Below are 22695 nucleotides of genomic sequence, written 5' to 3' on the forward strand. Positions count from 1 at the left end.
AGAAAAGGTAAGATTGTTCACGTCGGGGGCTTAGTTTTTGTTGGTGTGAGAGCTTACATTTTCTAAGATCCTCGACTCCTTTTCCAGCCGGTCAGATTTTTTCTACACCCTTAAATGCGAAGAGCCAAAAAACTGACGAATGTCGAGTGAAAGAAACGTTAGTAATTCTGAAGAAATATTATTGGCGTCAAAGTAATGACGATTTCATTGGGGAAATGCAGATGAAGTGTGGGAGCTGGCTTGCCTGCGATAGCGGTCTGCCAGTTGCCAAATGTGTAGCTGACCCACCGCTATCGCAGGCAAGCCAGCTCCCACATTGGACTCGCGCTGTGCTGTCGACCTATTCCGGTGCGTGATCGCGCAAAAACACCAGCTTATCCGGCTTGGACTGCTCGGCACTGAAGCGATAACCCTGCACATCGAACTGCTTGAGCCTGGCCGGGTCGTTGATGCGCTCTTGGATGACAAAGCGGCTCATCATGCCGCGGGCCTTCTTGGCGTAGAAACTGATGATCTTGTACTGGCCGTTCTTCAGGTCCTTGAACTCGGTGTTGATGATCCGTGCGTTCAGGGCCGGGCGCTTGACCGCCGAGAAGTACTCGTTGGACGCCAAGTTCAGCAGCACATCATCGCCTTGCTCGGCCAGGGCCTCGTTGAGCCATTCGCTGATGCGCGTGCCCCAGAAGGCGTACAGGTCCTTGCCACGGGCATTGGCCAGCTTGGTGCCCATCTCCAGGCGGTACGGCATCATCAGGTCCAGCGGGCGCAGCAGGCCGTACAGGCCCGAGAGCATGCGCAGATGGTTTTGGGCGTAGGTAAAGTCGGCGTCGCTGAAGGTCTGGGCATTGAGGCCGGTGTAGACATCGCCCTTGAAGGCCAGCAGCGCCTGCTTGGCATTGGCCGGGGTGAAGGCCGGGGTCCAGCTGCCGAAACGTGCGGCGTTGAGGCCGCCGATCTTGTCGGAAACATGCATCAGCTCGCTGATCTGCGCCGGGCTCAGCTCGCGCAGTTGCTCGATCAACACCTGGGAGTGGTCGAGGTATTGCGGCTGGGTTATGCGCTGGGTCGCAGGCGGGGTCTCGAAATCGAGGGTTTTGGCCGGGGAAATCACCGTCAGCATGAAGTCGTCTCCTGTAATCGTCGGGGGATTCTAGGGGGTAGGGCGGTTTGACTCCACCTATCACGCCAATAGCCACGCTTTTGTGTAGGCGCGAGCTTGCTCGCGAAAAACGCCAGGGCAGCGCGTGCTGCAGGATGCCAGTGTTATCGTTGACGTTCTTCGCGAGCAAGCTCGCTCCTACAGAGGGGACCCGTTGTGCGAATTGCGCTTTTTTTATGCGCCTGGCTGGTGTGCCTGGGCGCCCAGGCGGCCAGTGTGGATGTCGCGACCCTGGACCGCGGCACCTGGCCGGAACAACTCAGCAGCCCGGCGCTGTTCGATGTGGCATCACGCGCCGAAATCCTTATGTTCGCCAATACCCTGCTGGCCAGCGAGGCCCTGGATGAACCTGCGCTGAAGCAGCGCCTGGGGCTGAAGATCATCAACCAGGGCGCCATTGACGACCTGCGCCGCCACCTCTGGCAACGGCTGCTGGAAAACTACACATTCGCCCAGCAAAGCTGCGAACAGGACGCCTCGTTCTGCTACCTGGTGGACAACATGGACGACCTGCGCGAGCAGGCCGGCAAGTTCGAGGTGAGCGAGCAGTCCTTCTATATAGGCTGGGCCGGCCCTAGCCGCGCGTTTCACCAGCGCTATCTGGACGAGCTGTTGCGCAAGGCCGCGCTGTTCCCGCAGATCGGCAGCGAGGTGGCGCGTTATGGCGATTTCGAGCGCAATGGCGATGAGCTCAACGACCGCCTGTTTTTACTGACCTTCGATGGCGGCCCGGCACCGCTCAACGGCAACACCGACTGGCTGGCCGACTACCTGCGTAAGCAAAAAATGACGGCAATCTTCTTTGCCTTGGGCAACAGCCTGCAAACCCGCCTGGAAAAGACCTCGGCCGCCGATGTGCAGGCGTTGTACCAGGGCCAGTGCGTGGGCATCCAGGGCTGGCAATACCGCTCCCACAGCCATTGGGTCGACTGGCAAAGCTCCATCACCCGCAGTGCCTCGCTGACCCAGAACCTGCTGCCGGAAAACTACGTGCCGCTGTTCCGCCCGCCCTATGGCCAGCGCCGGGCGGACAGCCAGGGCTTCTTCCAGGGCCAGGGCCTGCAGGTGGCGCTGTGGGATATCGACTCCCAGGATGAGCCCGGCCTGCTCAAGGCCGACGAATCGGCCCAGCGCGTGCTGACGCTGATGTTGTTGTGGCGCAAAGGGGTGATTGTGTTCCACGACACCCAGGATAAGGCGCGGGTCGCATTGCCCTTATTGCTCCAGGCAACGGCACAAAGTGGGCTGGGTTGGCAGGACTGTCGGGAGGCGTTTCGCTGAAAAGCGCAAAGGCCCGGCCCTGTTGGGGATGATGGTGTTTCGGGGTGATTTGTTGCGACATTTCGATGCAGGCGGACTTCCGACTTTAGCGGTGTGCGTGGCGGCCCGCCAGTGCTATTCGTCATCCTGAAAAATAAACTTCAAAAAAGCGTCAAAGTGCTTTTTCCTGTCATGGGTTTTGCGGTATTACGAAGGCAGATCGCCGAAACCTGCAACACAGGTGGCGTCTTCCCAGACTCCCTTTGTGGTGTATTCGGTGGTCGAATCGAGGCGCAGCACTGTTGTGGTATTGCGTCGACTGGCTCCCACAAAGGTGACCGAGTATGGATGATCATGGACGTAACCCTTCTTCCGACCAGCCAATCCTTTATGTGCTTGATACCAATGTATTGATCCACGATCCAAACGCGTTGCTCAATTTTGAAGAACACCACGTCGCCATCCCGATGATCGTGCTTGAGGAGCTCGACAAACTCAAAAGCGGGCACCACAGCGTGGCCGCCGAATGCCGCCAGGCGATCCGCCTGATCGACAAGACCCTGGGCGAAGCCTCGCCCGAGGATGTGGAAGTCGGCGTACCGATCCAGCGTGGCAAGAGCGGGCCCAAGGGCTTGCTGTCGATCCTGATGAGCAAGCGCAGCGAACCCAACAGCCTGCTGCCGGAAAACCTCAACGACAACAAGATCATCAATCAACTGATCGACCTGCACGCGCGCGACAAGGACCTGCGCCTGGTGCTGGTGACCAAAGACATCAATATGCGCCTCAAGGCACGAGCGTGTGGGATCGCTGCCGAGGACTACAGCACCGACCAACTGGTCGACGACGTGTCGATGCTGTCCCGTGGTTATCACATGATGACCGGCTCGTTCTGGGACCGCGTGAGCAAGGTCGAGACCCGCCAGGACCATGGCCGCACCTGGCACCAGGTGCAACTGATCGACAACCTGCCGGCCGTGCATATCAATGAATTCATCGTCGACGAGCAGGGCTTTGTGGGCTGGATCAAAGAGATCCAGGTCGACAAGCTGCTGATCCTCGACCTGCATCAGGAGCCCCTGTTGCACCAGGAAGCCTGGGGCCTGAAACCGCGTGATATCTACCAGAGCCTGGCGCTGTACGCGCTGCTCGACCCGGACATCCACCTGGTCAACCTGACCGGCGCGGCGGGTTCGGGCAAGACCATCCTCGCCCTGGCGGCGGCCATCGAGCAGACCATGGTCACCAAGCGTTATCGCCGCATCATCGCCACCCGTAGCGTGCAGGGCCTGGACCAGGAAATCGGCTTTTTACCCGGCACCGAAGCGGAAAAAATGGAGCCATGGCTGGGGGCGATCACCGACAACCTCGAAGCCTTGCACATGGATGACGAAAACACCCATGGCAGCGTCGACTACATCCTCAGCAAAGTGCCGTTGCAGTTCAAATCCCTCAACTACATCCGGGGTCGCAGCTTCCAGCAGAGCCTGATTCTGATCGATGAATGCCAGAACCTTACGCCGCACCAGATGAAAACCATCATCACCCGTGCCGGCGCCGGTTCCAAAGTGGTGTGCCTGGGCAACCTGGCACAGATCGACACCCCTTACCTGTCCGCGACCAGCTCCGGGCTGACCTACCTGACAGAACGCTTCAAGGACTTCCCGAACGGCGTGCATATCGCCTTGCAGGGCGTCCCTCGCTCGATTCTGGCCGAATACGCCGAATCCCACCTGTAACCGCCCAGTGTGGGAGCGGGCTTGTCGGGTCGCCGCATCGCCGCGATAGCGGTGGGTCAGTCGATGATAAGTTGACTGACGCGCCGCTATCGCGGGCAAGCCCGCTCCCACCTTTTGATCTGCGTTGGGTTTACAATCGGGGCTTCTGATCAGGAGTATCCCCGTGCTGACCCATCTCGATTCCCAGGGCCGTGCCCATATGGTCGACGTCACCGACAAAACCGTGACGTTCCGCGAAGCCGTGGCCGAAGCACGGGTGCGCATGCTGCCCCAGACCCTGCAAATGATCGTCGACGGCGCCCACCCCAAGGGCGATGTGTTCGCCGTGGCGCGCATCGCCGGGATCCAGGCGGCCAAGAAGACCAGCGACCTGATTCCCCTGTGCCATCCGCTGATGTTGACGGGTGTCAAGGTTGAACTGGCCGCCGAAGGGGAAAATACCGTACACATCATCGCCCGTTGCAAACTGTCCGGGCAAACCGGCGTGGAAATGGAAGCGCTGACGGCCGCCAGTGTTGCCGCGTTGACGATCTACGACATGTGCAAGGCAGTGGACCGCGGCATGACCATCGAACACATCCGCCTGTTGGAAAAACTCGGCGGCAAAAGCGGGCATTTCAAGGCGGACCAGGCATGAGCATCCACGTACTGTTTTTTGCACGCTACAGCGAGGCCGTGGGCCTGGATTCCCTGGAGGTCGAAGGTGACTTCTCCACGGTCGATGCCGTGCGCCAGGCACTGGCCGCAGATCCAGGCTTCGAGGTGCTCAACGAAGCCAGCCTGATGTGCGCGCGCAACCAGGAACTGTGTGCCCTCGACGAGCCGTTGCAAGCCGGTGATGAAGTGGCCTTCTTCCCGCCCGTGACCGGAGGCTGACCATGGCCATTCGTGTGCAAGCCCAACCCTTTGACCCCGGCGCCGAAGTCAACGCCATGCACGCCGCCAACGTGGGCGTGGGCGCGGTGGTGAGCTTTGTCGGCTATGTACGCGATTTCAACGACGGCCTCGATGTGGCGGGAATGTTCCTCGAACACTACCCCGGCATGACCGAAAAGGCCCTGGCCAAGATCGCCACCGAAGCCGAACAGCGCTGGCCGCTGCTCAAGCTCGAAGTGCTGCACCGCATCGGCGCCCTGGAGCCCGGCGAACCCATCGTGTTCGTCGCCGCCGCCAGCGCCCATCGTCAGGCGGCGTTTGAGGCGTGTGCGTTTGTGATGGACTACCTCAAGACCCGGGCGCCGTTCTGGAAGAAGGAAAATACCAGTGAAGGGGCGCGGTGGGTGGAGGGGCGGGACAGTGATCATGCGGCGGCGGGTCGCTGGTAGTGGCGAGCAGCACACACTACTAGCTCTATTTGACCTATAAAACCTTTGGTTTAGGCCAAAAGGTTCTGCGTAACTGTCAATTCTGACAGTTGTTCGTCATTCTACTTTAATACTTAATTACACTCATGGGCATTGGGTTTTCCTTTAGAGATAACCAGGCTGTATTAAGTAGTTATGCCTCCAATTGTACTTCATCGAAGATGAAAGTTTCAGGGAGAAAAAAATGACTGAGGAAAATAAACTGTCCAGGCTTTCCCATTTCAGGGTTACATGCCCGGATGGCTCGAACTTTACGGATAATCTTTATGCCAACGGGCGCCATCAATGTGAGGTTGTTGTTGAAGTGATAAAAGAGTGCCCAAATAGAATTGGGGTATGGGAGCGTACTGAATTAACTGATGAAGAAGTTGAAAGTATCAGAGTTGTTTCGTTTTTTTCAGAAGATGGAGGATTTTTACCTAGTGGTTGGAGTTGTGATGAGAGAAAAAATATTTACAGTGAAGGGCTTTGGGAAGGTGATAAAAAAGTAGAACTGAAACCAACTGATTATAATCCGGGTCCCTTGGTTCAGAGGGTTTCTCGTTACTTGCGTTTCAGTTCGCAAGGCTCTATGGAGTCAGTCAGACTTGTAGCATGTATGGTTTTGAATGGTCAGGTTTATAAAACCAAGTCGTTGGCGGAAGATAGCGGTTTTGATTCGTCGGTTACCCTCCAGCCAGTGGTTCCATTTAGACTCTCTGTGAAAGATTTGGTTGAGTATAAACATGCAGCAGTTTCGGATACAGCGTTCTATGCGACGGTATATTATTGGACTCCTCCTGCTGGGGTGGTGTTCGTTGCGCAAGAAGGTCTTGATCGGCCGTTGGATATGGACTACGAGGGTGACCATTTTCAGACTGGTTACGCTTATGCAAAACAGGGCAATAACACTCCCCATAAGGGGGGTGTAGTTGTTAATAAGGGGAACTCTCCCGTTATGCGGTCGGATATATTCAAGCCTTACGGTGTTCCGGTTTACAATCATTATGTGCGGACTGATATGCGGCCGACAATCATGAGGGCAATAACGGCACGATCTCTTGCTTTGAAAGTTGATGTTACGCACGACTCGAGTAGAACGTGGAGTTTAATAGATAATTTTGGAAACTTACATCAGTTTGTATTGGAGTCGGCCGGTTCTAACTATGAAGGCTTGCGTATAAAAGATAAGGGGCCAAACCTAAATTTGACCTATTTCAAGATAAAGCTTCCTAATAATCAAACTTGGACGGATGCTCTTTATAGCAATGGTCGTCATCAGTGCAAGGTCCAGGTCGAGGTGCTATTGGAGCGCGAGGGTGCAGGTCCTGTTCCACTGACTGCAGAGCAGCGTGCTAGTGTGACGATTACACGTTACTCAACAAATGTACACGAAGTATTGCCGCCTGGATGGTCTTGTGATGTTGAAAAAAACATGTTTGACACGGGACGCTGGGTGAGAGATGGCATCATGGAAGATGAGCAACGCAACATAGGCCCGGATGATAATGGTTCGGTACCTTTTTCAGAAGTAATTGATCGGTATATGCGTTTCGACTCGACCACTCCGATCGAAACTCAAAAATTCATGGCCAGAATTATAATAGATGGGGTTGTTTATACAACTAATCCGATATCTACTCCAGGTGGTAGTTCAATTGATGTTCTTCCGATTAGACCATATCGTCTAAGCGTGCGCGATTTGACGGTTTATCATGATTTTGATGCGCAGCATGATGCGGTTAGTGATGCAGATGTTTTTTATTATAATCCACCGGCAGGACTGAGGATTGTCTCCACGATGGGGCTTGACAACCCTTTGCAAGTCAATGATGAGGGTGATTACTTTCAAACGTCATTTTCGCAAAAAATCAACAGAGATGGATATCGGTATTGTAAGGCCGGTGTTGTCTTGCAAAAAGATGTGCCAGGCTTGAAGCTGCGGACTCATGATGTTCAGAGAAATGCAAACTTTCGTAATCCTTATATTGAATACAATGTTGTGTCTACTATTTTTCGTGTAGTGAAAATTTGGACAAAAAATCCAATTGTTCAAGGTGATACAAAAAGTACATTGCGTGTCTGGGATAATTTTGGATGTGAGCATAGATTTTTTATAGAGAAGGCGGACAGTGGGCGTAGTTTAGAACTGAAAGATGCATGAGTGTACGTTTGAATTTAACTATTTTTGCTGGTTGTCTGTACAGTTAAGGAGTTAGAAATGAATGTCTATTCTAATGCTTTTAATTTTAGTTCGTATCTCAACGGTTCAGTTGATCCGCGCACGGGGCAGTATGGTGGGCAAATTCGCTTGGCCACTTTGTATCCTGAAGGCCCACAAGAGGTGAGTCGGGATATTATTCTGTCGTTTTCTATGCTTAATTCCATTAATAGCCCTTACGGTATCGGATGGCAGCTCAGTAATACTTCATTTGATTTGGTCAGCCTGAATTTTACCTTGCTCAAGGGCGGAAGATATCAAACCAGTGGTTTGCCTTCGGTTGGCGGCACGATGATATTCAAGGATTACAAGTTAAAAGATCTAGTCGTCAAACGGCCGGATACCAATACGCTGCATGTAATTTACAAAGATGGATCTGTAGAAGTTTTACGTCGCACAAGCAGTACTGTGCCGTACCGGATAGACGCTATATTGTTCGAGAATGGTGAGCGCTTGACTTTCCGGTACGGCACTACAGGTTTTTTGGAGCGGATCCTCAACCATAAGCAAGAAGATCTACTTATTCTGACCTACTCCACCGGGCGTTTGTCGTACGTAGATGCTCGGGTCGAAGGGGGGCGTTATGCCCGCATTCAATTTACACAGATCAATAATCTTTTGACGAGAGTGACGGCCCCCTATGATCGTAGTGAACCGCCCGGCGCTGCGGCTTATGCGTTTGAATACTGGCCGGAGTTTCGCAACGGCCTGGTCCCTCTTAAGCGAATTTATTCGCCGATGGGTGGGGAGGAACTGATTAGTTATGAGGAGAACGGGCACCAATATGCCAACAACCAATACATTCCACGGGTCGTCCGTTGGGTGCAGACACCAGGGGCCAGTCAGCCGGACATGATCCGGACCTATGCCTACAGTCAGGGCAAAAATTTTACCGGTTACCCGTTCTCCGGCGGTTTTCGCGAAGGCGAAGACAACCTGTACTTGGTAGGCAGCGCTTATGACTACTGGACCGAAGAGACCAGCCGCAGTGCTAATAATACGGTGCTGAGCGTCAGCCGCACCACCTATAACAAGTTTCACCTGTTGATCGAAGAACGGGTTACGCGCGAGGGGACGCGGACCCAAATGAACATCACGTACAACACGGTCCCCGGCCTGTTTCCCGTCCAGCCAGCCAATCTCCACCTTGCCAAAACCATCACCAAACGCTATGAGCTAGTGGCTGGTGGTACCCCGAGGGAAGAGATCCAGCAGATAGAAACTGACGACTACGGCAACGAACTCAGCCGCACCCAGCCTTCCGGTATCCGTACCGAATACAGCTATTACCCGATTGCCGGCGAAAGCGGCAAATGCCCGGCCGACCCCCATGGGTTGTTCCCGCGCTACCTCAAACAAGAGCGACTGGTGCCCACAGGAGGCACGCCTGCCGCGCGACTCACGGAATATACCCATACCCGCGTGCCGCAAACGGGCAGCAGTTATTTTGTGCTACAGCAATCGAGCAGCCAGGCTGGTGTGCTGGCCATGCAGCAGACCTACTACGAAACCCCTATCGAACTGGCTGGACGGTTGAAGAGCACCACCAGTACGGTTGGTGGGCAGGCGTTGACCAGTGATTTCAGCTATGTCATTCAGGGCGATAACCTTATCGAAACCCGGCGGTTGAAAGGGCGCGAAGAGCAAGGAAAGCAATGGCTTGAGGCCAAGCGCACGCTTTCGCTGGTCAATCGGCGCCTGTTGTCGATGACGCGAGATGGTGGCAGCACTCTGGACCTGGCATTTGACGTCAGTGGCCGGTTGATCATGGAAACGGCTGCCCCCGGCACGCCGCAGAAAGCCACGCGGCAATATGCCTACCATTTTGCGGAGCAGGGCAAGCGCGCCCATCTGATCACTACCGATGCGCAAGGTAACCAGGCCATTACCTACTACGATGGCGCTGGACGCCAGGTGTCCGAAGCACAGTGTCTGGGCCCCGATCAGGAGCGAGCCACCTGTACCTGGCGTTATGACGCGCTTGGGCAAACCGTGGAAGTGGTCAATATGGACTACGTGAGCGACGGGCAACGCTTATTGAAAAGCACCCATACCTACAGCCGCTGGGGCAATCCCAGCCGTGTCACCTACGGCGATGGTCGCGTCGAGATCAATGAATACGACCCGCTGCTCAATCTGACGGAGGAAGGCGTTGTAGGTGGGGAGCGGCTGATCACCTATTTCAATGCGCATAACCAGCCGATCAAGATAGAGCGCCTGGACGCCAACAACAATAAGGTTGAGCTGGAATCACGTACGTACGATGGTCTGGGCCGATGCCTGACGGCAGTGGATATCAATAAGACCGTCACCGAGTTTACCTACGACGCGTTTGACCGGCTGCTGACGACCCTTCAAAAACCGGTTGACGGTACCCCACAACGGCTGAGTAAAACGGACTATGCCCCTGGCACCGCTAGTGAGTCGGTCCGTGCTATCACGGTCGACAGTAAGCTGTTGGGGGCACGTACTTACGACAGCCTGGGCCGGATGACCAGCCAGGCGCGCGGGACGGGGCCGGCCACGACCTGGGAGTACGAGGCAGGATGGGCGGAACCGGTTGCCATGGTTTCCCCAAGTGGTGGTCGCCAGGTCATGACCTATGACAAACAACTCGATGTACCGACCCGAATTGAGATGACAGGGCTCCCGGTGAGCACCTATCGGCATGACCCGTTGGGCGGCGCATTGACGCGCTCGGAGACCAATGGCCTGGTTCATGAGTTTTTCCGGGATGCCAACGGCCACCCCATAAAGGACGTTCAAACTGCCAGCGGTACTTCGTTGACCACGCAGTATGGCTACTCCCCAGCAGGGCGCCTGCTGCATCAGACCTCAGCCGATGGCCTGCGCAGTGAGCTTGCCTACGACACCCACGGGCGGTTTTCCAGGATGACCACCGGCGCCATGGTTATCGAGCAGACTTACGACACCTTGGGCCGGCCGCAGAACTTGACCACTGCCTATGACAATACGCGGGTCATTACCAAGGTGTCCTACGACTCCCTGGGGCGGGAAGCCGAGCGTCGCTTTGAGCAAAACGGGGCACTGCTGCAGGTGATGACCAGTACCTATCTGGCCAACAGTATGCTGGCGACACGGGTGCTTACAGATGCGAGCTCACGGGTGGTGATCAGCGAGACCTTCACCTACGACGCCTACCTGCGGCTCAAGACCTACCGCTGTACCGGGCTTGAACATCCCAAGGATCATCTGGGCCGGGGCATTGTCGGGGAGGATTTCACCTTTGACAGCCTCAATAATATTACCCAGGTCATCACCACCTTTGCCGATAACTCCCAGGATACCTGCAAGCGCTATTTTACCGGCACCGACCCGACCCGGTTGACTCGCCTGACCCACACCCGCCCGGCGCAGGATTTCACCCTTACCTATGATGCGGCGGGCAATCTGCAGGCGAGCCCGGAAGGCCACGCCTATACATACAATGGCTTTGAGCAACTGACGGCGGTGCAGGCCGGCCCCTTCAAGTACAGCTACCAGTACGACGCCGAGGCGCGCCAGGCCCTGGCAGCCCGGGGCAATGAGCCGCCGGTGATGCTGGCGTACACTGGCGAGCGTCTTGAGCTACTGGTTGAAGGCAATAAAAAGATCCGCTTCGCCGACGGCGGGGATGAGGTGATGGCCCGCAGTGGGGGGGTGGACGGCCCGCAACTGCATATGAACGATGCCAGCGGCAGTGTGCGTGGCGTATCGGCGCCCGGGCAGCCCCATGTCCGCCGGCACTACACACCCTATGGCGATGCCCATATCCCCCTGGATGATGGCAAGGTCCGCAGTATGGCCGACCTGCAACTGCCGGCGTTCAAGGGGCAGCACTTGGATGTGGCGAGCAATCTGTACTTTCTTGGTAACGGTCTGCGGGCCTACAGTCCTTACCTGAGGATGTTCTTGCAGGCTGATCCGTTGAGCCCATTTGATGAGGGGGGGATCAACAGCTATGCCTACTGTGCCGGTAATCCGGTCAACCTGACGGACCCCAGTGGGATGTGGGCGAACTGGTTGAAGTGGGTGTTGACCGGGGCAGCATTGGTGCTGGCGGTGGTAGCCGTTGGGTTTGGGGGCGTCGCTCTTTCAGCAGCAGTAGGGGCATATACGACAAAGTCAATTGCTGCGGGGCTAGCCGCGACAGTAGCGACGGCGACAGCGGTGGCGGCACCAGCCGCTGCGGGAGCTTTGACGGCTACGGCAGTCTCTGTGGCTGCGACTGCGGCTGTAACTGCCGCTGCCGGCGCAGCGTGGGGCATCGCCTCCAAGACTGCGCTCACCGTCGGAGCGGGGCTCGGTGTTGTCGGCGGGACGTTGAGTGTCGCGGGGCTGGCTATTGCCGAGGTTGATAAAGCAATGGGCTGGGACCGTTCGCACATCATCAATCGTCTGGGGTGGGCATCCCTCGGGTTTTCAATTGCCTCGTTGGTAGTGAGTATTGGGGGGGCTTATACCTCGGCGCATATGGCCTACAACACTGCCGCCTCAAAGTTTACCGGTATCGGCAAACTGACTGACACGCCCCTTGGTAGTGCTCTATTCTCTGCGCGCCAGCGCATGTTGGGCTTGAGCTATAAGTTCAGCGACAAAGCGGGTGTTACACCACTCAGCATAATTTTTGGGGGGACGCGGACTATATTGAGGTTTACCAACTTTGGTCGGTCAATCGAAGCCAGAAGCAAATCATCAGCCACACCCCAACCTGAAGGAGGCGGTGGCCGCTCTGCTCCAGCCCAACCCCAATTGCAACCCACTGTCAGCCGAGTGGTTGATATGCCCAGCAGCAGCGTCGGCTACTACCAGTCATTCAGAGACGAAGCCTCGCGCATTCGCCAACCCATCCAGGGGGAATTGTATCGAGGGTAGCCTTGGCATACGCCGCCTTAACCCAGGCGCCGGGGCGACAACATCGCCTCGGTCAAGCCCGCATCTACCAACGCCTCGGGTAACGCCAGCCCGCGCACCAGCGCCGCGCTGGCCTGGCCCATGGCGGGTGAGGTCTGGATGCCGTAGCCACCCTGGGCCGCAACCCAGAACAAGCCCTCTACCTGGGGATCGAACCCACACACCAGGTCGCCATCGCTGACAAAGCTGCGCAGCCCGGCCCAGGTGCGGGTGGGGCGGCGGATGGTCAGGGTGGTGGCCTGTTCGATGTGATAGATGCCCGTGGCGATATCCAGCTCTTCGGGCTGAACATCGTGGGGCTCCACCGGGTCGGCATTGGCCGGTGAGCCGAGGAACATACCGGCGTCGGGCTTCATGTAGAACGTGCCGTCGAGGGCGGCCAGTTCCGGCCAGGCGTGGATGTTCATATCGGCGGGCGGGGCGAAGATAAAGGCACTGCGGCGCTTGGGTTGCAGGCCGATTTTTTCTGCGCCGGCCAGTTGCGCGACGGCATCGGCCCAAGCTCCGGCGGCGTTGATAAGCACCGGGGCGCTGAAGCGTTGTTGCGCGGTGCGAACCTGCCATTGGCCCTGATCGTCACGGGTCAGTTTCTGCACCTCATGGTCGGTGTGGATTACCCCGCCATTGCGCCGAATGCCGCGCAAGTAGCCCTGGTACAGCGCGTCGGTATCGATATCGCAGACGGTCGGATCGTAGATCGCCCCGTGGACTTTTTCCGCGCGCAGGATCGGCAACCTGTGCAGCACCTCCTCGGCACTCAGCAGCCGCGTCTCGGGCACCAGCGCCTTGGCACTCAGGTATTGGCGCTGCAACTCGTCAGGGTCGCCCACCAGGTCCACCAGCAATTCGCCACGGGGCGTGAGCAAGGGGTGTTCGGTAAAGCCTGCGGGCGGGTGATCGAAGAAGTCGCGGCTGCCCAGGGTCAGGGCGCGCACTTGTGGTGTGCCATAGGCGGCGATATACAGGGCGGCGGAGCGGCCGGTGGAGTGATAACCCGGCATGGCCTCACGCTCCAGCACGATAACGCGGGCGTGTCGGGACAGCCAGTAACCGGTGGAGGCACCGGCAATACCGCCGCCGATGATGAGATAGTCGGCCTGGTTCATGGGCTCCTCCTTGAATGTGCAAGCGCTGAAAGCCAATGTTGGCTTGTGTGGGCTTGCCCTAATGCCGTTCAGTTAAGCGAACGCAATGCTCAAAGCAGCGAAGATCAAATGTGGGAGCGGGCTTGCTCGCGATGACGTCGGCCCAGCAAACATTGATGTTGACTGACCCACTGCTTTCGCGAGCAAGCTCGCTCCCACACAAGCCCCACACAAGCGGGCACCCACAGGTTTTACCGCATTCCAGCTTAAGGGCGTTTACGCTCTACGGGGCGCAGCAAGTGCGTCGGCGGCGTTTCACAGCTGATCTTGCGGCCCAGCAGGGTTTCGATCGACGGCAACTGGTACGAGTCGTCTTCCCCGGCAAAGCTGATCGACACACCGGCAGCGCCCGCCCGGCCGGTACGGCCGATCCGGTGTACGTAGTCGTCCGGCACTTCCGGCAGGGTGAAGTTGATCACGTGGCTGATGCCGTCGATATGAATCCCGCGGCCTGCCACATCGGTGGCCACCAGCACGCGGATCTTGCCTTCGCGAAAGCCTTCCAGGGTCTTGATGCGCTTGTGCTGCGGCACATCGCCCGACAGTTGCGCGGCGTTGACGCCATCGCGTACCAGGCGTTCTTCAATGCGCCGCACTTCGTCCTTGCGGTTGGCAAACACCATGACCCGCTCCCAGCCATTGTCGTTGACCAGGTTGTAGAGCAGCTTGTATTTGTCGGCACCGGCCACCGCATAGATATGCTGTTCGACGTTTTCGCTGGCGACGTTCAGCGCCTCGATCTCGACGATGGACGGGTCGGTGGTCCACTGTTTGGCAAGGTTCATCACGTCTTCGGTAAAGGTCGCGGAGAACAGCAGGGTCTGGCGTTCGTTTTTCGGTGGGGTTTGGCGAATGATCTGGCGCACTTGTGGGATAAAACCCATGTCGAGCATCCGGTCGGCTTCGTCCAGCACCATCACTTCAACCATGTCCAGGTGCACGTCGCCGCGCTGGTTGAAGTCCAGCAAACGGCCCGGGGTGGCGACCAGGATGTCGCAGTGCCGCGCTTCCAGGTGCTTGAGTTGTTTGTCGAAGTCCATGCCGCCCACAAACGTCATGACGTTGAGGCCGGTGTACTTGGTCAGGTCGGCAGCGTCCTTGGCGATCTGCACCACCAGTTCCCGGGTTGGGGCGATGATCAGGGCCCGTGGCTCGCCCATGTAGCGCTCTTTGGGCGGCGGGGTCTGCAACAGTTGGGTAATGATCGAGATCAGGAACGCAGCGGTCTTGCCGGTGCCGGTCTGGGCGCGGCCGATGGCGTCTTTGCCGGCCAGGGTAAAGCCCAGGACCTGGGCCTGGATCGGCGTGCAGTACGGAAAGCCCAGGTCCTGGATGGCGTGCATCAGTTCCGGGGCCAGCTTGAAGTCGTGAAAGCGGGTCTTGCCCTCTTGGGGCTCGACCACGAAGTCTTCCAGCTTCCACGGCTTTACCACAGGTTTTGGCGCACGTTCGCGGCGCGGTTTTTCCACACGCGGTGGTTCTTCTGCGGGCTGGGCGGCTGGAGCCGGGGCGGCAGGCGTTGCGGGCGACGGTTTTGGCGAGGCAACAGGCGTGGTTCGGCCAGGCTGTTTACCGTCATTGCGGCTGCCGGAAGCGTGGACAGGGGCGCTGGGAACAGGGGCGAGTGGTTCAGCCTCGCTTTTACCGAACATCTTCTTGAGTGCTTTGAGCACGGTCATCTCATCAATTGGTTAAGGAATGTACGCCGGCCAGTGTAATGCAAGAATCGGGCGCGGCGTAGTGCGTTGGACATGCGGCTACACAATGGCTGGTTTTCCGCCCAGGCGGTCGTTCAACCAGGCGCCGATGTCGCGGATCTCTTCGGGCAACACTTCGTGACCCATTGGGTATTCCTGCCATGCCACGGTGACACCGCACTGCTTTAAATGCTCATAGGCGCTACGGCCCATGGCGTTCTGCACCACTTCATCGTACTGGCCATGCAGGCACAGGGCCGGAATGCGCTGCTGGCTGGCGGACAGTTCCAGTTCATCGCTGAACGTTGGCGCATAGGTGGAGAGGGCAAGCACGCCACCCAGGGCGCCCTGCCATTTCACAAACGCGGCGTGCAGGACCACGGCGCCCCCCTGGGAAAAGCCGGCGAGGAAAATGCGCGAGGCGTCTATTCCGTTGGCTTTTTGTTGCTCGATCAAATCAGTGACCCGTTTTGCTGATTCATCCAGCTGTTCGCGGCTGATGGCCCGTGCCGGGGTCATGGCCAATATGTCGTACCAGCTTGGCATCTCGTAGCCGCCATTGATGCTCACCGCACGGGTCGGCGCCTGGGGTAATACAAAGCGGGTGGACAGCAAGGTTTCCTGCAGGGCTTCGGCCACGGGCAAGAAGTCATAGCGATCGGCACCCAGGCCATGCAACCAGATTACGCAGGCATCTGCGGGCTTGGCGGGCTGAAGAATCAAGGGTTCGCTCATGTTTGCTCCATAAATGTGCGTGCACGCCGAGGGAAGGCTTCGGGGGCGGTGTGTGCAAGGTGGCTCAGTTGACAAGATGTCGCAAGGCGGACTGTCTTGCTATGTCGGTCGATGTCAGAACTATCTGGGCGGTAACACTATCAGTGAGCACTACCTGTGGGATAGCCGCTGGAATACCCTCGTGCGTTGCTTCTGTAGGCAACTCCGAATAGGCTGTACGAAAATTCATCCTATGATTGGACGAAAGTACCAAGCCCATGCCAGACATCGCCCCGCTGATCAAACGCTCCCTGGTTGACCAGGCCCTGGACCAACTGCGCCAACGCATCGCCCAGGGCAAATGGGCGATTGGCGAACGCCTGCCCACCGAGCCGGAGTTGTCTGCCGAGCTGGGCATCAGCCGCAATACCGTGCGCGAGGCCATGCGGGTGCTGGCGTTTTCCGGGTTGATCGAGATCCGCCAGGGCGACGGCAGCTACCTGCGTTCGATGACCGATCCGTTGGGGGTGATGAACGCCATGTCCCAGTGCACCCTGGAGCAGGCGCAGGAGACGCGGCAGATTCTCGAAGTCGAGGCCATTGGCCTGGCGGCCTTGCGCCGCACCCCTGAGGATCTGCAGCGCCTGCACCAAGCGTTGCAGGCCAGCGGCGAGCACTACCATGGCGACCTGGAGCACTACATCCAGTGCGACCTGGTGTTCCACAAACGCCTGGTGGACGCCGCCCACAATCCGGCCTTGAGCGAGCTGTACCAGTACTTTTCCAGCATCGTCGGCGCCCAGTTACGCCTGGCCCTGAATCTCAAGCCACGCCGCCAAGCGGTATTCGACCTGCATGTCGCACTGCTCGCTGCCGTGGAACAGCAGGACCCGCAGCGCGCCAAAGCCCTGTGCCGGCAGTTGATCAATGAACCTTGAACCTGAGAACACCATGCCCCGCCCTGAAAACGCCCTTGAAGAATTGCTGATCGACGCCGAGGCCGATGACGAGGTGGTCCAGCACAGCCCCCCCGTGGTGCATCGCCCGTGGCTGTTGCTGCTGGGCCTGGTCCTGGTGGCGTTGAACCTGCGCCCGGCGCTGGCGAGCATGGCGCCGCTGCTCGGCGACGTGTCCGCCAGCCTGGGGTTGTCGGCGGCCCGGGCCGGCCTGCTGACCACCTTGCCGGTGCTGTGCCTGGGCCTGTTTGCGCCCATGGCACCGATCCTGGCCCGGCGTTTTGGCGCTGAACGGGTGGTGCTGGGCATCCTGCTGACCCTGGCGGCCGGGATCATGCTGCGCAGCTTGCTGGGTGAGGTCGGCCTGTTCGCCGGCAGCCTGCTGGCCGGGGCCAGTATCGGCATTATCGGGGTGTTGTTGCCGGGTATCGTCAAGCGTGACTTTGCCAAACAGGCCGGGACCATGACCGGCGTCTACACCATGGCCCTGTGCCTGGGGGCGGCGTTGGCGGCGGGCGCCACTGTGCCGTTGAGTCACTCCTTTGCCCACAGCTGGAACATCGGCCTGGGCTTCTGGATGTTGCCGGCGCTGGTGGCGGCGCTGTGCTGGTTGCCGCAAGTCGGGCAGCGGCACGGTGCGCACCAGGTCGCTTATCGGGTCAAGGGGCTGCTGCGTGATCCGCTGGCCTGGCAGGTGACCCTGTACATGGGCCTGCAATCGTCCCTGGCCTACATTGTGTTCGGCTGGTTGCCGTCGATCCTTATCGGCCGTGGCCTGAGTGCCACGCAAGCCGGGCTGGTCCTGTCCGGCTCGATCATCGTGCAGTTGGCCAGTTCCCTGGCCGCCCCCTGGTTGGCCACCCGTGGCAAGGACCAGCGCCTGGCCATTGTGGTGGTGATGCTGTTGACCCTCGGCGGCCTGTTCGGGTGCCTGTATGCACCGCTGGACGGTTTGTGGGGCTGGGCGATCCTGCTGGGCCTGGGGCAGGGCGGTACGTTCAGCCTGGCGCTGACCCTGATCGTGCTGCGCTCGCGCGACGCCCACGTGGCCGCCAACCTGTCGGGCATGGCCCAGGGCATCGGCTACACCCTGGCGTCCCTCGGCCCGCTCGCGGTCGGCCTGGTGCATGACTGGACCGGAGGCTGGACGGCCATCGGCTGGATTTTCGCGCTGCTTGGCCTCGGGGCAATCGTCGCCGGGCTGGGCGCGGGGCGTGCGCGGTATGTGCAGGTCACCAGCGAAAAACTCTAGAGATACAGCACCTCCAGGGTCGCCGAGCCGTCGAGCAGGGTGTCGCTGCTCAGGTCCAGGTTCTGCCGGGCATTGATCACCGCCTCGACCTTGACCGTGCTGATCAACTCCTGGATCGCCGACGGCCCGGCAACGCTGCCTTGGGTGTCGGTGAACCCCAGGTAACTGTTGGCGCCTATATCAATGGGGTTGAGGTTGGCCGTGCGCCAGGCCGTGCCGCCGGTGGTGGATTCGGTGCCATAGACCGTGGCCGTGCTGTCCACCAGGGTGTGGCGGGGGTCGAAAGTCATGGAGTAGAGGCCCAGGCGATTGCCGCTGTTGTCCAGCCCCAGCCCGTAGTAGATCTCACTGTTGACCGTGGCCGTGCCATCGCGATTGTCGCGCATGCGCAGGGCGAAGCGGCTGGGGGCATTGCAGTCGATACTGACTTGCAGCTGCTTGACCGGCAGGCGCGTGCCACGGTCAAGGTTGAGGTCCTGTTGGGAAATCTTGCCGTAGTCGATCAGCCCGCCACTGGACAGCAGCGGGGTGCAGGCCGTGGGGGTGATCTTGCCCCTGACGCTCAGGTCCACGGTCGAGGCCGCCAGTGCCGGCAGGGCCGAGCACAGCAGCAGGGCAGAAAAAGCCAGGCAGTACTTATTCATAAGACGGGTTCCTGAGGTCAGAGGTAGATGATTTCGAGGGTGCCGGAACCATTGATCTGCACTACATTGCGCAGGTCCAGGGACTGGGTGGGGGCCAGGTAGGCCTTGATGCGCACGGTGCCGGCCAGGTGCTGGATGGCAATCGGGCCCTGGGTGTTGCCGAGGCTGTTGGTGAAGCCCATCAGGCTGTTGGCGGCGATGGGGATCTGCCGGGCACTGGAGCTGCTCCACGCCCGGCCGTTGCTGGTGGAGTCGGTGCGATAAAGCGTGCCGAAACTATCGGCGCTGAAGTCCGCCGGGTCGAGGTTCAGGTAGTAGCGCCCGATCTTGTTGCGGCTGGCGTCCAGGTCCAGGCCGTAGGCGGTTTCATCGGTGCCGCCGGTGGCCGAGCCGAAACGGTTGTCATGCATCAGCAAGGCAAAGTGCGCGGGTGCATCGCAGCTCACGGAGAACTGCAAGGTGCGGGTGGGCAGTGGCGTTTCGTGGGTGGCGCTCAGGTCCTTGGCCAGCAAGGTGCCGTAGTCCACCAGGCCGCCGTTGGACAACTGCGGCGTGCAGGCGGCGGGGGCGAAGTGCGCGCGCAGGGTCAGTTCCCGGTAGCGGCCGCTCTGGCGTGCGTCGAATAACCCGGATACTTCCCAGGTGGTTGCCTCGCGCACATGGGTGGCGGCCACGTCGGCCCAGGCACTGAGGCTCAGTTGCAGGGAAAGCTGGCGGCCCTGTACCACGCTGCCACCTTGCACCGGCGCGACGCCATGGCCTGGACGCCAACTCAATGTCGTACCGATGCTGGCGGGTGGCTGGCCGGCGCCGGGCAACAACCCCAGCTCCACGGCCTGGCCATCCAGCACGCCATCGCTGACGTGCAGGGCATAGCTGCCGTGCTCGGTAAATTGCAGGCGATGCGCGTTCGCCGCCAGGGCACTGTAGAACACGCTCATGTCCGCCGGGTGCGGGCAATTGAGGTTCAGGCTCAAGCGGCGCTCGCCAAGCAGGCGCTGGGGGGCGCTGTCGTTTTGTGCAAGGCGGCTCATCAGGCCGAAGTCCAGCAACGACTCACTGATATTCAACTGGCACTCGTCATTGGCCAGGGCGTTGCCGGCAAGGCCGAGGCTAAGCAATCCAGCGATCAGGCACCGCAGGGCGCGCAGAAGGGGCATGGTGATTTTCCTCATAAGGGGTTGCAGCGCGCGGGCGTGGTTTCGAAATACACCTGGGGATCGCCCTTGGCCGGCAGCTCGAACTGCAGCCGGCAGCGGCTCAGGCCTGGCGCGCTGACCCACAACCCGGACTGCTCCAGCACATTGGGCAGAAACACCTGGCCGCCGTCCTGCACCAGGGTCACGAACTCGCCGTCGGCGGTGCTGACGGAGGCGCCACGGGGTAGCAGTGCGCCTTGTTCGGTACGTGCGGTGAGCAAGACCCGGCGCGTCAACGTCACCCCGAAGTCCACCCGGTCCACCGCCCCGCGTCCGGCCGAGATCATCGCCAGGCCGTTGTTGATATCGGCATTGCGCGGCAGTGAACGGGTCTGCACTTCCACCGGGCTGCGGCCATAGGCACTCACCTGGGGCACCACGGCCTGGCCTTGCCAGTCGGTCCACACCGGGCCGCTGGGGGTGCTCAGCTTGATGCCGCCCATATCGCCCACCGAGACCAGGGCAAAAGTGTCGCGCACCGGGTAGGGCGAGAAGGTGACACCGTCGCCATGCACCACCACCCCACCCCGGGCGCTGCCCTGATAGCTCGAGCGCTCGGCATCGGAGCGGCTATAGCTGACATCGAGTTGGCTGTAGCGTGGCAGGGCCGATAGGCCGAGGGTGGTCTCTACTTGTTGGTCGCGGGTGTCATGTTCGGCACTCACGCGATAGCTCAGTTGATCGTCGAGCTGTTCGTTGAGCCCCAGCCCCGTGCGATGTTCTCCGCCCGAGTTGCGTACCCAGGCGCGCATGCGCCGGCTCTCACCCAGGGGCAGGCTGACATTCAGGTACACCGCGTTGTCCTGTTGCTGGCGCCCGCCCATTTGCCACTCGGCGCTGGCCGACAACGACACGCCTGCGACGCTGGTGCCCCAGGACGCCAGGCCGCGGCTGCTGCTGTCGCCATCAAAGCTGCTGGAGCGCGACACCCCGGCGCTGAACGCCCCCAGCCATGGGTGGGACCAGCCTACCGTAGCGCTTTGTTGCTCGCGATAGCGGGAGCGCCGTTGCTGGGTGGTCTCGGGTTCGTAGGTGGCTTCTTCCAGCTCCCGATAGCCCGGGGTGCGCCAGGAGTTGGCCACGCTGAACGACCATTGCTCATTCAGGCGCTGGGACCATGACAGGTCGGTCTGCACCCCACGCACCTTGTCCCGTGCCTGGGTGTCGGCGACCTGGGTGGCCAGTTGCACCTGGCTATCGAGCCACGGCAGCCAACCCAGGCTCACCCCTGCCGCCCGGTATTCACTGGACGCCAGCACACCGCTGCCCAGGGACAGTTGTGGGTGCACGGCGCCGGTCCAGCCGGCGCTGACCACCCACGGATCGTCGCCCTGGGCATCGCCGATATTGCGCACGCGGCCCGCCGCCACCGAGTACCCCGGCGCCGCCAGCCCCAGGCCAAGCATGGCGGCGGGAACGGTGAAACGGCGCTCGCCGCCGCTGCTTTCCTTGACCGTGACTTCGACGTCCGAGCGTGAGTTCAGGCGCCGCACATCCGTCAGGGAGAACGGCCCGGCCGGCACCACGGTGGAATGAATCAACGCACCGTTCTGCCGCACCTCGACCTGGGCCGGGCTGTTGGCGATACCGTCGATGGTCGCGCCCTGGCCTTGTTCTTGAAGGGCCTGTTCGGTCAGGACCTGTACCCCGGTGATCTGCGCGCCGGACAACACCGGGTTATAGAGGTTGATCTGCCCGGCCTGCAGCACCGCCTGATGCCGGGCAAAGGTGCGTTGGGCGTAGGCTTCCAGATGGGTGCTGCGCGACAGGCCATCCTGCCAGGTCTGTACCTGGCGGCTGCGCACGATCCAGTCACCGGCGTTGAAACCCACCTCGGTGTTGGCCGAACCGAACCGGCTGTTATCGTCGCCGAAGCGGTTGTAGAACCCGGTGAGGTCGTAATTGAGCAGGCCGGCAACCCCACCGGTCTCGTAGCCCGAGATGTCCTGTGGCAACGGGCGTAATGCCTCGGTTGGCACCACCAGTGACACGGTGAGGCTGGCCGGGTCCGGCTCCACCAGGCTTTGCGGGTATTGCGCGAGAAAGTCATGGCAGGGGCCGCTGTCATCGGGCCTCACCAGGTTGGCGGCGTCCAGTAATGCCTGGTCAAAACACAGGCGGCCTTGGGGGTCGAACCCCACCTCCAGCCGCCCCCGGCGTTGGCCATTGACTCGCAGGCTCACGGCGTGCCGGCCGGCGGCATAGCGCGGTGCGTCCAGCAGCAAGCTGGCCAACTGCGGGTCGATGCCACGCTGCTGCAGGGTGGTGGCGTCGAAGCCGGGCCGTTCTTCGGCCAAGGTCATGGCCGGCAGCAGGGCGCACGCCAGCAGCATTGCGGGCAAGGCGCAGCGGGTGGGTGTGTCGGGCACGGCTTCGCCGTCACGGTCATTCAATACTGTTTTCACGCAAGGCACTCGAATGATGGGCATCTGTGGCGAGGGGGCTCGTCCCC

General features: G+C 59.8%; 16 protein-coding genes. 9 read left to right on the plus strand and 7 right to left on the minus strand.

Going from position 1 to position 22695, the window contains the following annotated elements; genetic code table 11:
- Positions 1-340: 340 nt before the first annotated feature.
- Positions 341-1120, minus strand: coding sequence for a peroxide stress protein YaaA (gene yaaA / locus BLL38_RS09505; RefSeq protein ID WP_076962331.1), 780 nt, complete (start codon positions 1118-1120; stop codon positions 341-343).
- A gap of 195 nt (positions 1121-1315) precedes the next feature.
- Between yaaA and BLL38_RS09510 the strand changes: the two genes are divergently transcribed.
- The 7 genes from BLL38_RS09510 (at position 1316) to BLL38_RS09540 (ending at position 12597) form a co-directional block, all read left to right on the plus strand.
- Entirely contained in the window at positions 1316-2440 is a 1125-nt protein-coding gene (locus BLL38_RS09510; protein WP_076962332.1) for a polysaccharide deacetylase family protein, read from the plus strand.
- A gap of 323 nt (positions 2441-2763) precedes the next feature.
- A complete protein-coding gene (locus tag BLL38_RS09515) occupies positions 2764-4158 on the plus strand; it encodes a PhoH family protein (RefSeq protein WP_076962333.1) in 1395 nt (464 codons plus the stop codon).
- 163 nt (positions 4159-4321) lie between these two features.
- Entirely contained in the window at positions 4322-4795 is a 474-nt protein-coding gene (moaC, locus tag BLL38_RS09520; RefSeq protein WP_076962334.1) for a cyclic pyranopterin monophosphate synthase MoaC, read from the plus strand.
- On the plus strand, positions 4792-5034 hold the full coding sequence (moaD, locus tag BLL38_RS09525; RefSeq protein WP_076962335.1) for a molybdopterin converting factor subunit 1: 243 nt from the start codon (positions 4792-4794) through the stop codon (positions 5032-5034). The genes moaC and moaD overlap by 4 nt, the downstream gene beginning before the upstream one ends.
- Before the next feature lie 2 nt (positions 5035-5036).
- Positions 5037-5483: a molybdopterin synthase catalytic subunit MoaE gene (gene moaE / locus BLL38_RS09530; RefSeq protein ID WP_076962336.1), complete on the plus strand. Its 447-nt coding sequence runs from the start codon at positions 5037-5039 to the stop codon at positions 5481-5483.
- A 223-nt stretch (positions 5484-5706) separates the two neighbouring features.
- Positions 5707-7665: a hypothetical protein gene (locus tag BLL38_RS30465; protein WP_130898209.1), complete on the plus strand. Its 1959-nt coding sequence runs from the start codon at positions 5707-5709 to the stop codon at positions 7663-7665.
- A 57-nt stretch (positions 7666-7722) separates the two neighbouring features.
- The gene (locus BLL38_RS09540; RefSeq protein ID WP_083743050.1) at positions 7723-12597 is read left to right on the plus strand and encodes an RHS repeat domain-containing protein; all 4875 of its coding nucleotides are present in this window, start codon (positions 7723-7725) and stop codon (positions 12595-12597) included.
- Positions 12598-12614: 17 nt separating this feature from the next.
- Here BLL38_RS09540 and BLL38_RS09545 read toward each other — a convergent pair whose 3' ends face one another.
- The 3 genes from BLL38_RS09545 to BLL38_RS09555 all read right to left on the minus strand — a co-directional run bounded on the left by BLL38_RS09545 (position 12615) and on the right by BLL38_RS09555 (position 16213).
- Positions 12615-13742 (minus strand): NAD(P)/FAD-dependent oxidoreductase, encoded by a 1128-nt coding sequence (locus tag BLL38_RS09545; protein ID WP_076962339.1) that lies wholly within the window; start codon positions 13740-13742, stop codon positions 12615-12617.
- Positions 13743-13987: 245 nt separating this feature from the next.
- A complete protein-coding gene (rhlB, locus tag BLL38_RS09550; protein ID WP_076962340.1) occupies positions 13988-15460 on the minus strand; it encodes an ATP-dependent RNA helicase RhlB in 1473 nt (490 codons plus the stop codon).
- Between the two features lie 78 nt (positions 15461-15538).
- Positions 15539-16213, minus strand: a complete 675-nt coding sequence (locus BLL38_RS09555) for an alpha/beta hydrolase (RefSeq protein WP_076962341.1) — start codon at positions 16211-16213, stop codon at positions 15539-15541.
- 257 nt (positions 16214-16470) lie between these two features.
- On the opposite strand from BLL38_RS09555, the gene BLL38_RS09560 reads away from it, so the two are divergent.
- Together BLL38_RS09560 and BLL38_RS09565 are read left to right on the plus strand one after the other, a co-directional pair.
- Positions 16471-17130, plus strand: coding sequence for a FadR/GntR family transcriptional regulator (locus BLL38_RS09560; protein ID WP_076962342.1), 660 nt, complete (start codon positions 16471-16473; stop codon positions 17128-17130).
- Positions 17120-18400, plus strand: coding sequence for a CynX/NimT family MFS transporter (locus BLL38_RS09565; RefSeq protein WP_076962343.1), 1281 nt, complete (start codon positions 17120-17122; stop codon positions 18398-18400). The genes BLL38_RS09560 and BLL38_RS09565 overlap by 11 nt, the downstream gene beginning before the upstream one ends.
- On the opposite strand, the gene BLL38_RS09570 is transcribed toward BLL38_RS09565, so the two are convergent.
- The 3 genes from BLL38_RS09570 to BLL38_RS09580 are packed head-to-tail and all read right to left on the minus strand — an operon-like array spanning position 18397 to position 22636.
- The gene (locus BLL38_RS09570; RefSeq protein ID WP_076962344.1) at positions 18397-19044 is read right to left on the minus strand and encodes a DUF1120 domain-containing protein; all 648 of its coding nucleotides are present in this window, start codon (positions 19042-19044) and stop codon (positions 18397-18399) included. The two genes, BLL38_RS09565 and BLL38_RS09570, sit on opposite strands and share 4 nt — an antisense overlap.
- Before the next feature lie 17 nt (positions 19045-19061).
- Entirely contained in the window at positions 19062-20204 is a 1143-nt protein-coding gene (locus tag BLL38_RS09575; RefSeq protein ID WP_076962345.1) for a DUF1120 domain-containing protein, read from the minus strand.
- Positions 20205-20215: 11 nt separating this feature from the next.
- The gene (locus BLL38_RS09580) at positions 20216-22636 is read right to left on the minus strand and encodes a fimbria/pilus outer membrane usher protein (RefSeq protein WP_076962346.1); all 2421 of its coding nucleotides are present in this window, start codon (positions 22634-22636) and stop codon (positions 20216-20218) included.
- Between the last annotated feature and the right edge of the window lie 59 nt (positions 22637-22695).

This window comes from Pseudomonas gessardii, from assembly GCF_001983165.1.
Lineage (GTDB): Bacteria > Pseudomonadota > Gammaproteobacteria > Pseudomonadales > Pseudomonadaceae > Aquipseudomonas > Aquipseudomonas gessardii.

Excerpts from the sequence above, each read along its gene's own strand:
- rhlB (WP_076962340.1), bottom strand. The coding sequence starts at position 15,460 with ATGACCGTGCTCAAAGCACTCAAGAAGATGTTCGGTAAAAGCGAGGCT.
- BLL38_RS09565 (WP_076962343.1), top strand. The coding sequence starts at position 17,120 with ATGAACCTTGAACCTGAGAACACCATGCCCCGCCCTGAAAACGCCCTT.
- BLL38_RS09555 (WP_076962341.1), bottom strand. The coding sequence starts at position 16,213 with ATGAGCGAACCCTTGATTCTTCAGCCCGCCAAGCCCGCAGATGCCTGC.
- BLL38_RS09540 (WP_083743050.1), top strand. The coding sequence starts at position 7,723 with ATGAATGTCTATTCTAATGCTTTTAATTTTAGTTCGTATCTCAACGGT.
- BLL38_RS09575 (WP_076962345.1), bottom strand. The coding sequence starts at position 20,204 with ATGCCCCTTCTGCGCGCCCTGCGGTGCCTGATCGCTGGATTGCTTAGC.
- yaaA (WP_076962331.1), bottom strand. The coding sequence starts at position 1,120 with ATGCTGACGGTGATTTCCCCGGCCAAAACCCTCGATTTCGAGACCCCG.
- BLL38_RS09515 (WP_076962333.1), top strand. The coding sequence starts at position 2,764 with ATGGATGATCATGGACGTAACCCTTCTTCCGACCAGCCAATCCTTTAT.
- BLL38_RS09545 (WP_076962339.1), bottom strand. The coding sequence starts at position 13,742 with ATGAACCAGGCCGACTATCTCATCATCGGCGGCGGTATTGCCGGTGCC.
- BLL38_RS09560 (WP_076962342.1), top strand. The coding sequence starts at position 16,471 with ATGCCAGACATCGCCCCGCTGATCAAACGCTCCCTGGTTGACCAGGCC.
- moaE (WP_076962336.1), top strand. The coding sequence starts at position 5,037 with ATGGCCATTCGTGTGCAAGCCCAACCCTTTGACCCCGGCGCCGAAGTC.
- BLL38_RS30465 (WP_130898209.1), top strand. The coding sequence starts at position 5,707 with ATGACTGAGGAAAATAAACTGTCCAGGCTTTCCCATTTCAGGGTTACA.
- moaD (WP_076962335.1), top strand. The coding sequence starts at position 4,792 with ATGAGCATCCACGTACTGTTTTTTGCACGCTACAGCGAGGCCGTGGGC.
- BLL38_RS09570 (WP_076962344.1), bottom strand. The coding sequence starts at position 19,044 with ATGAATAAGTACTGCCTGGCTTTTTCTGCCCTGCTGCTGTGCTCGGCC.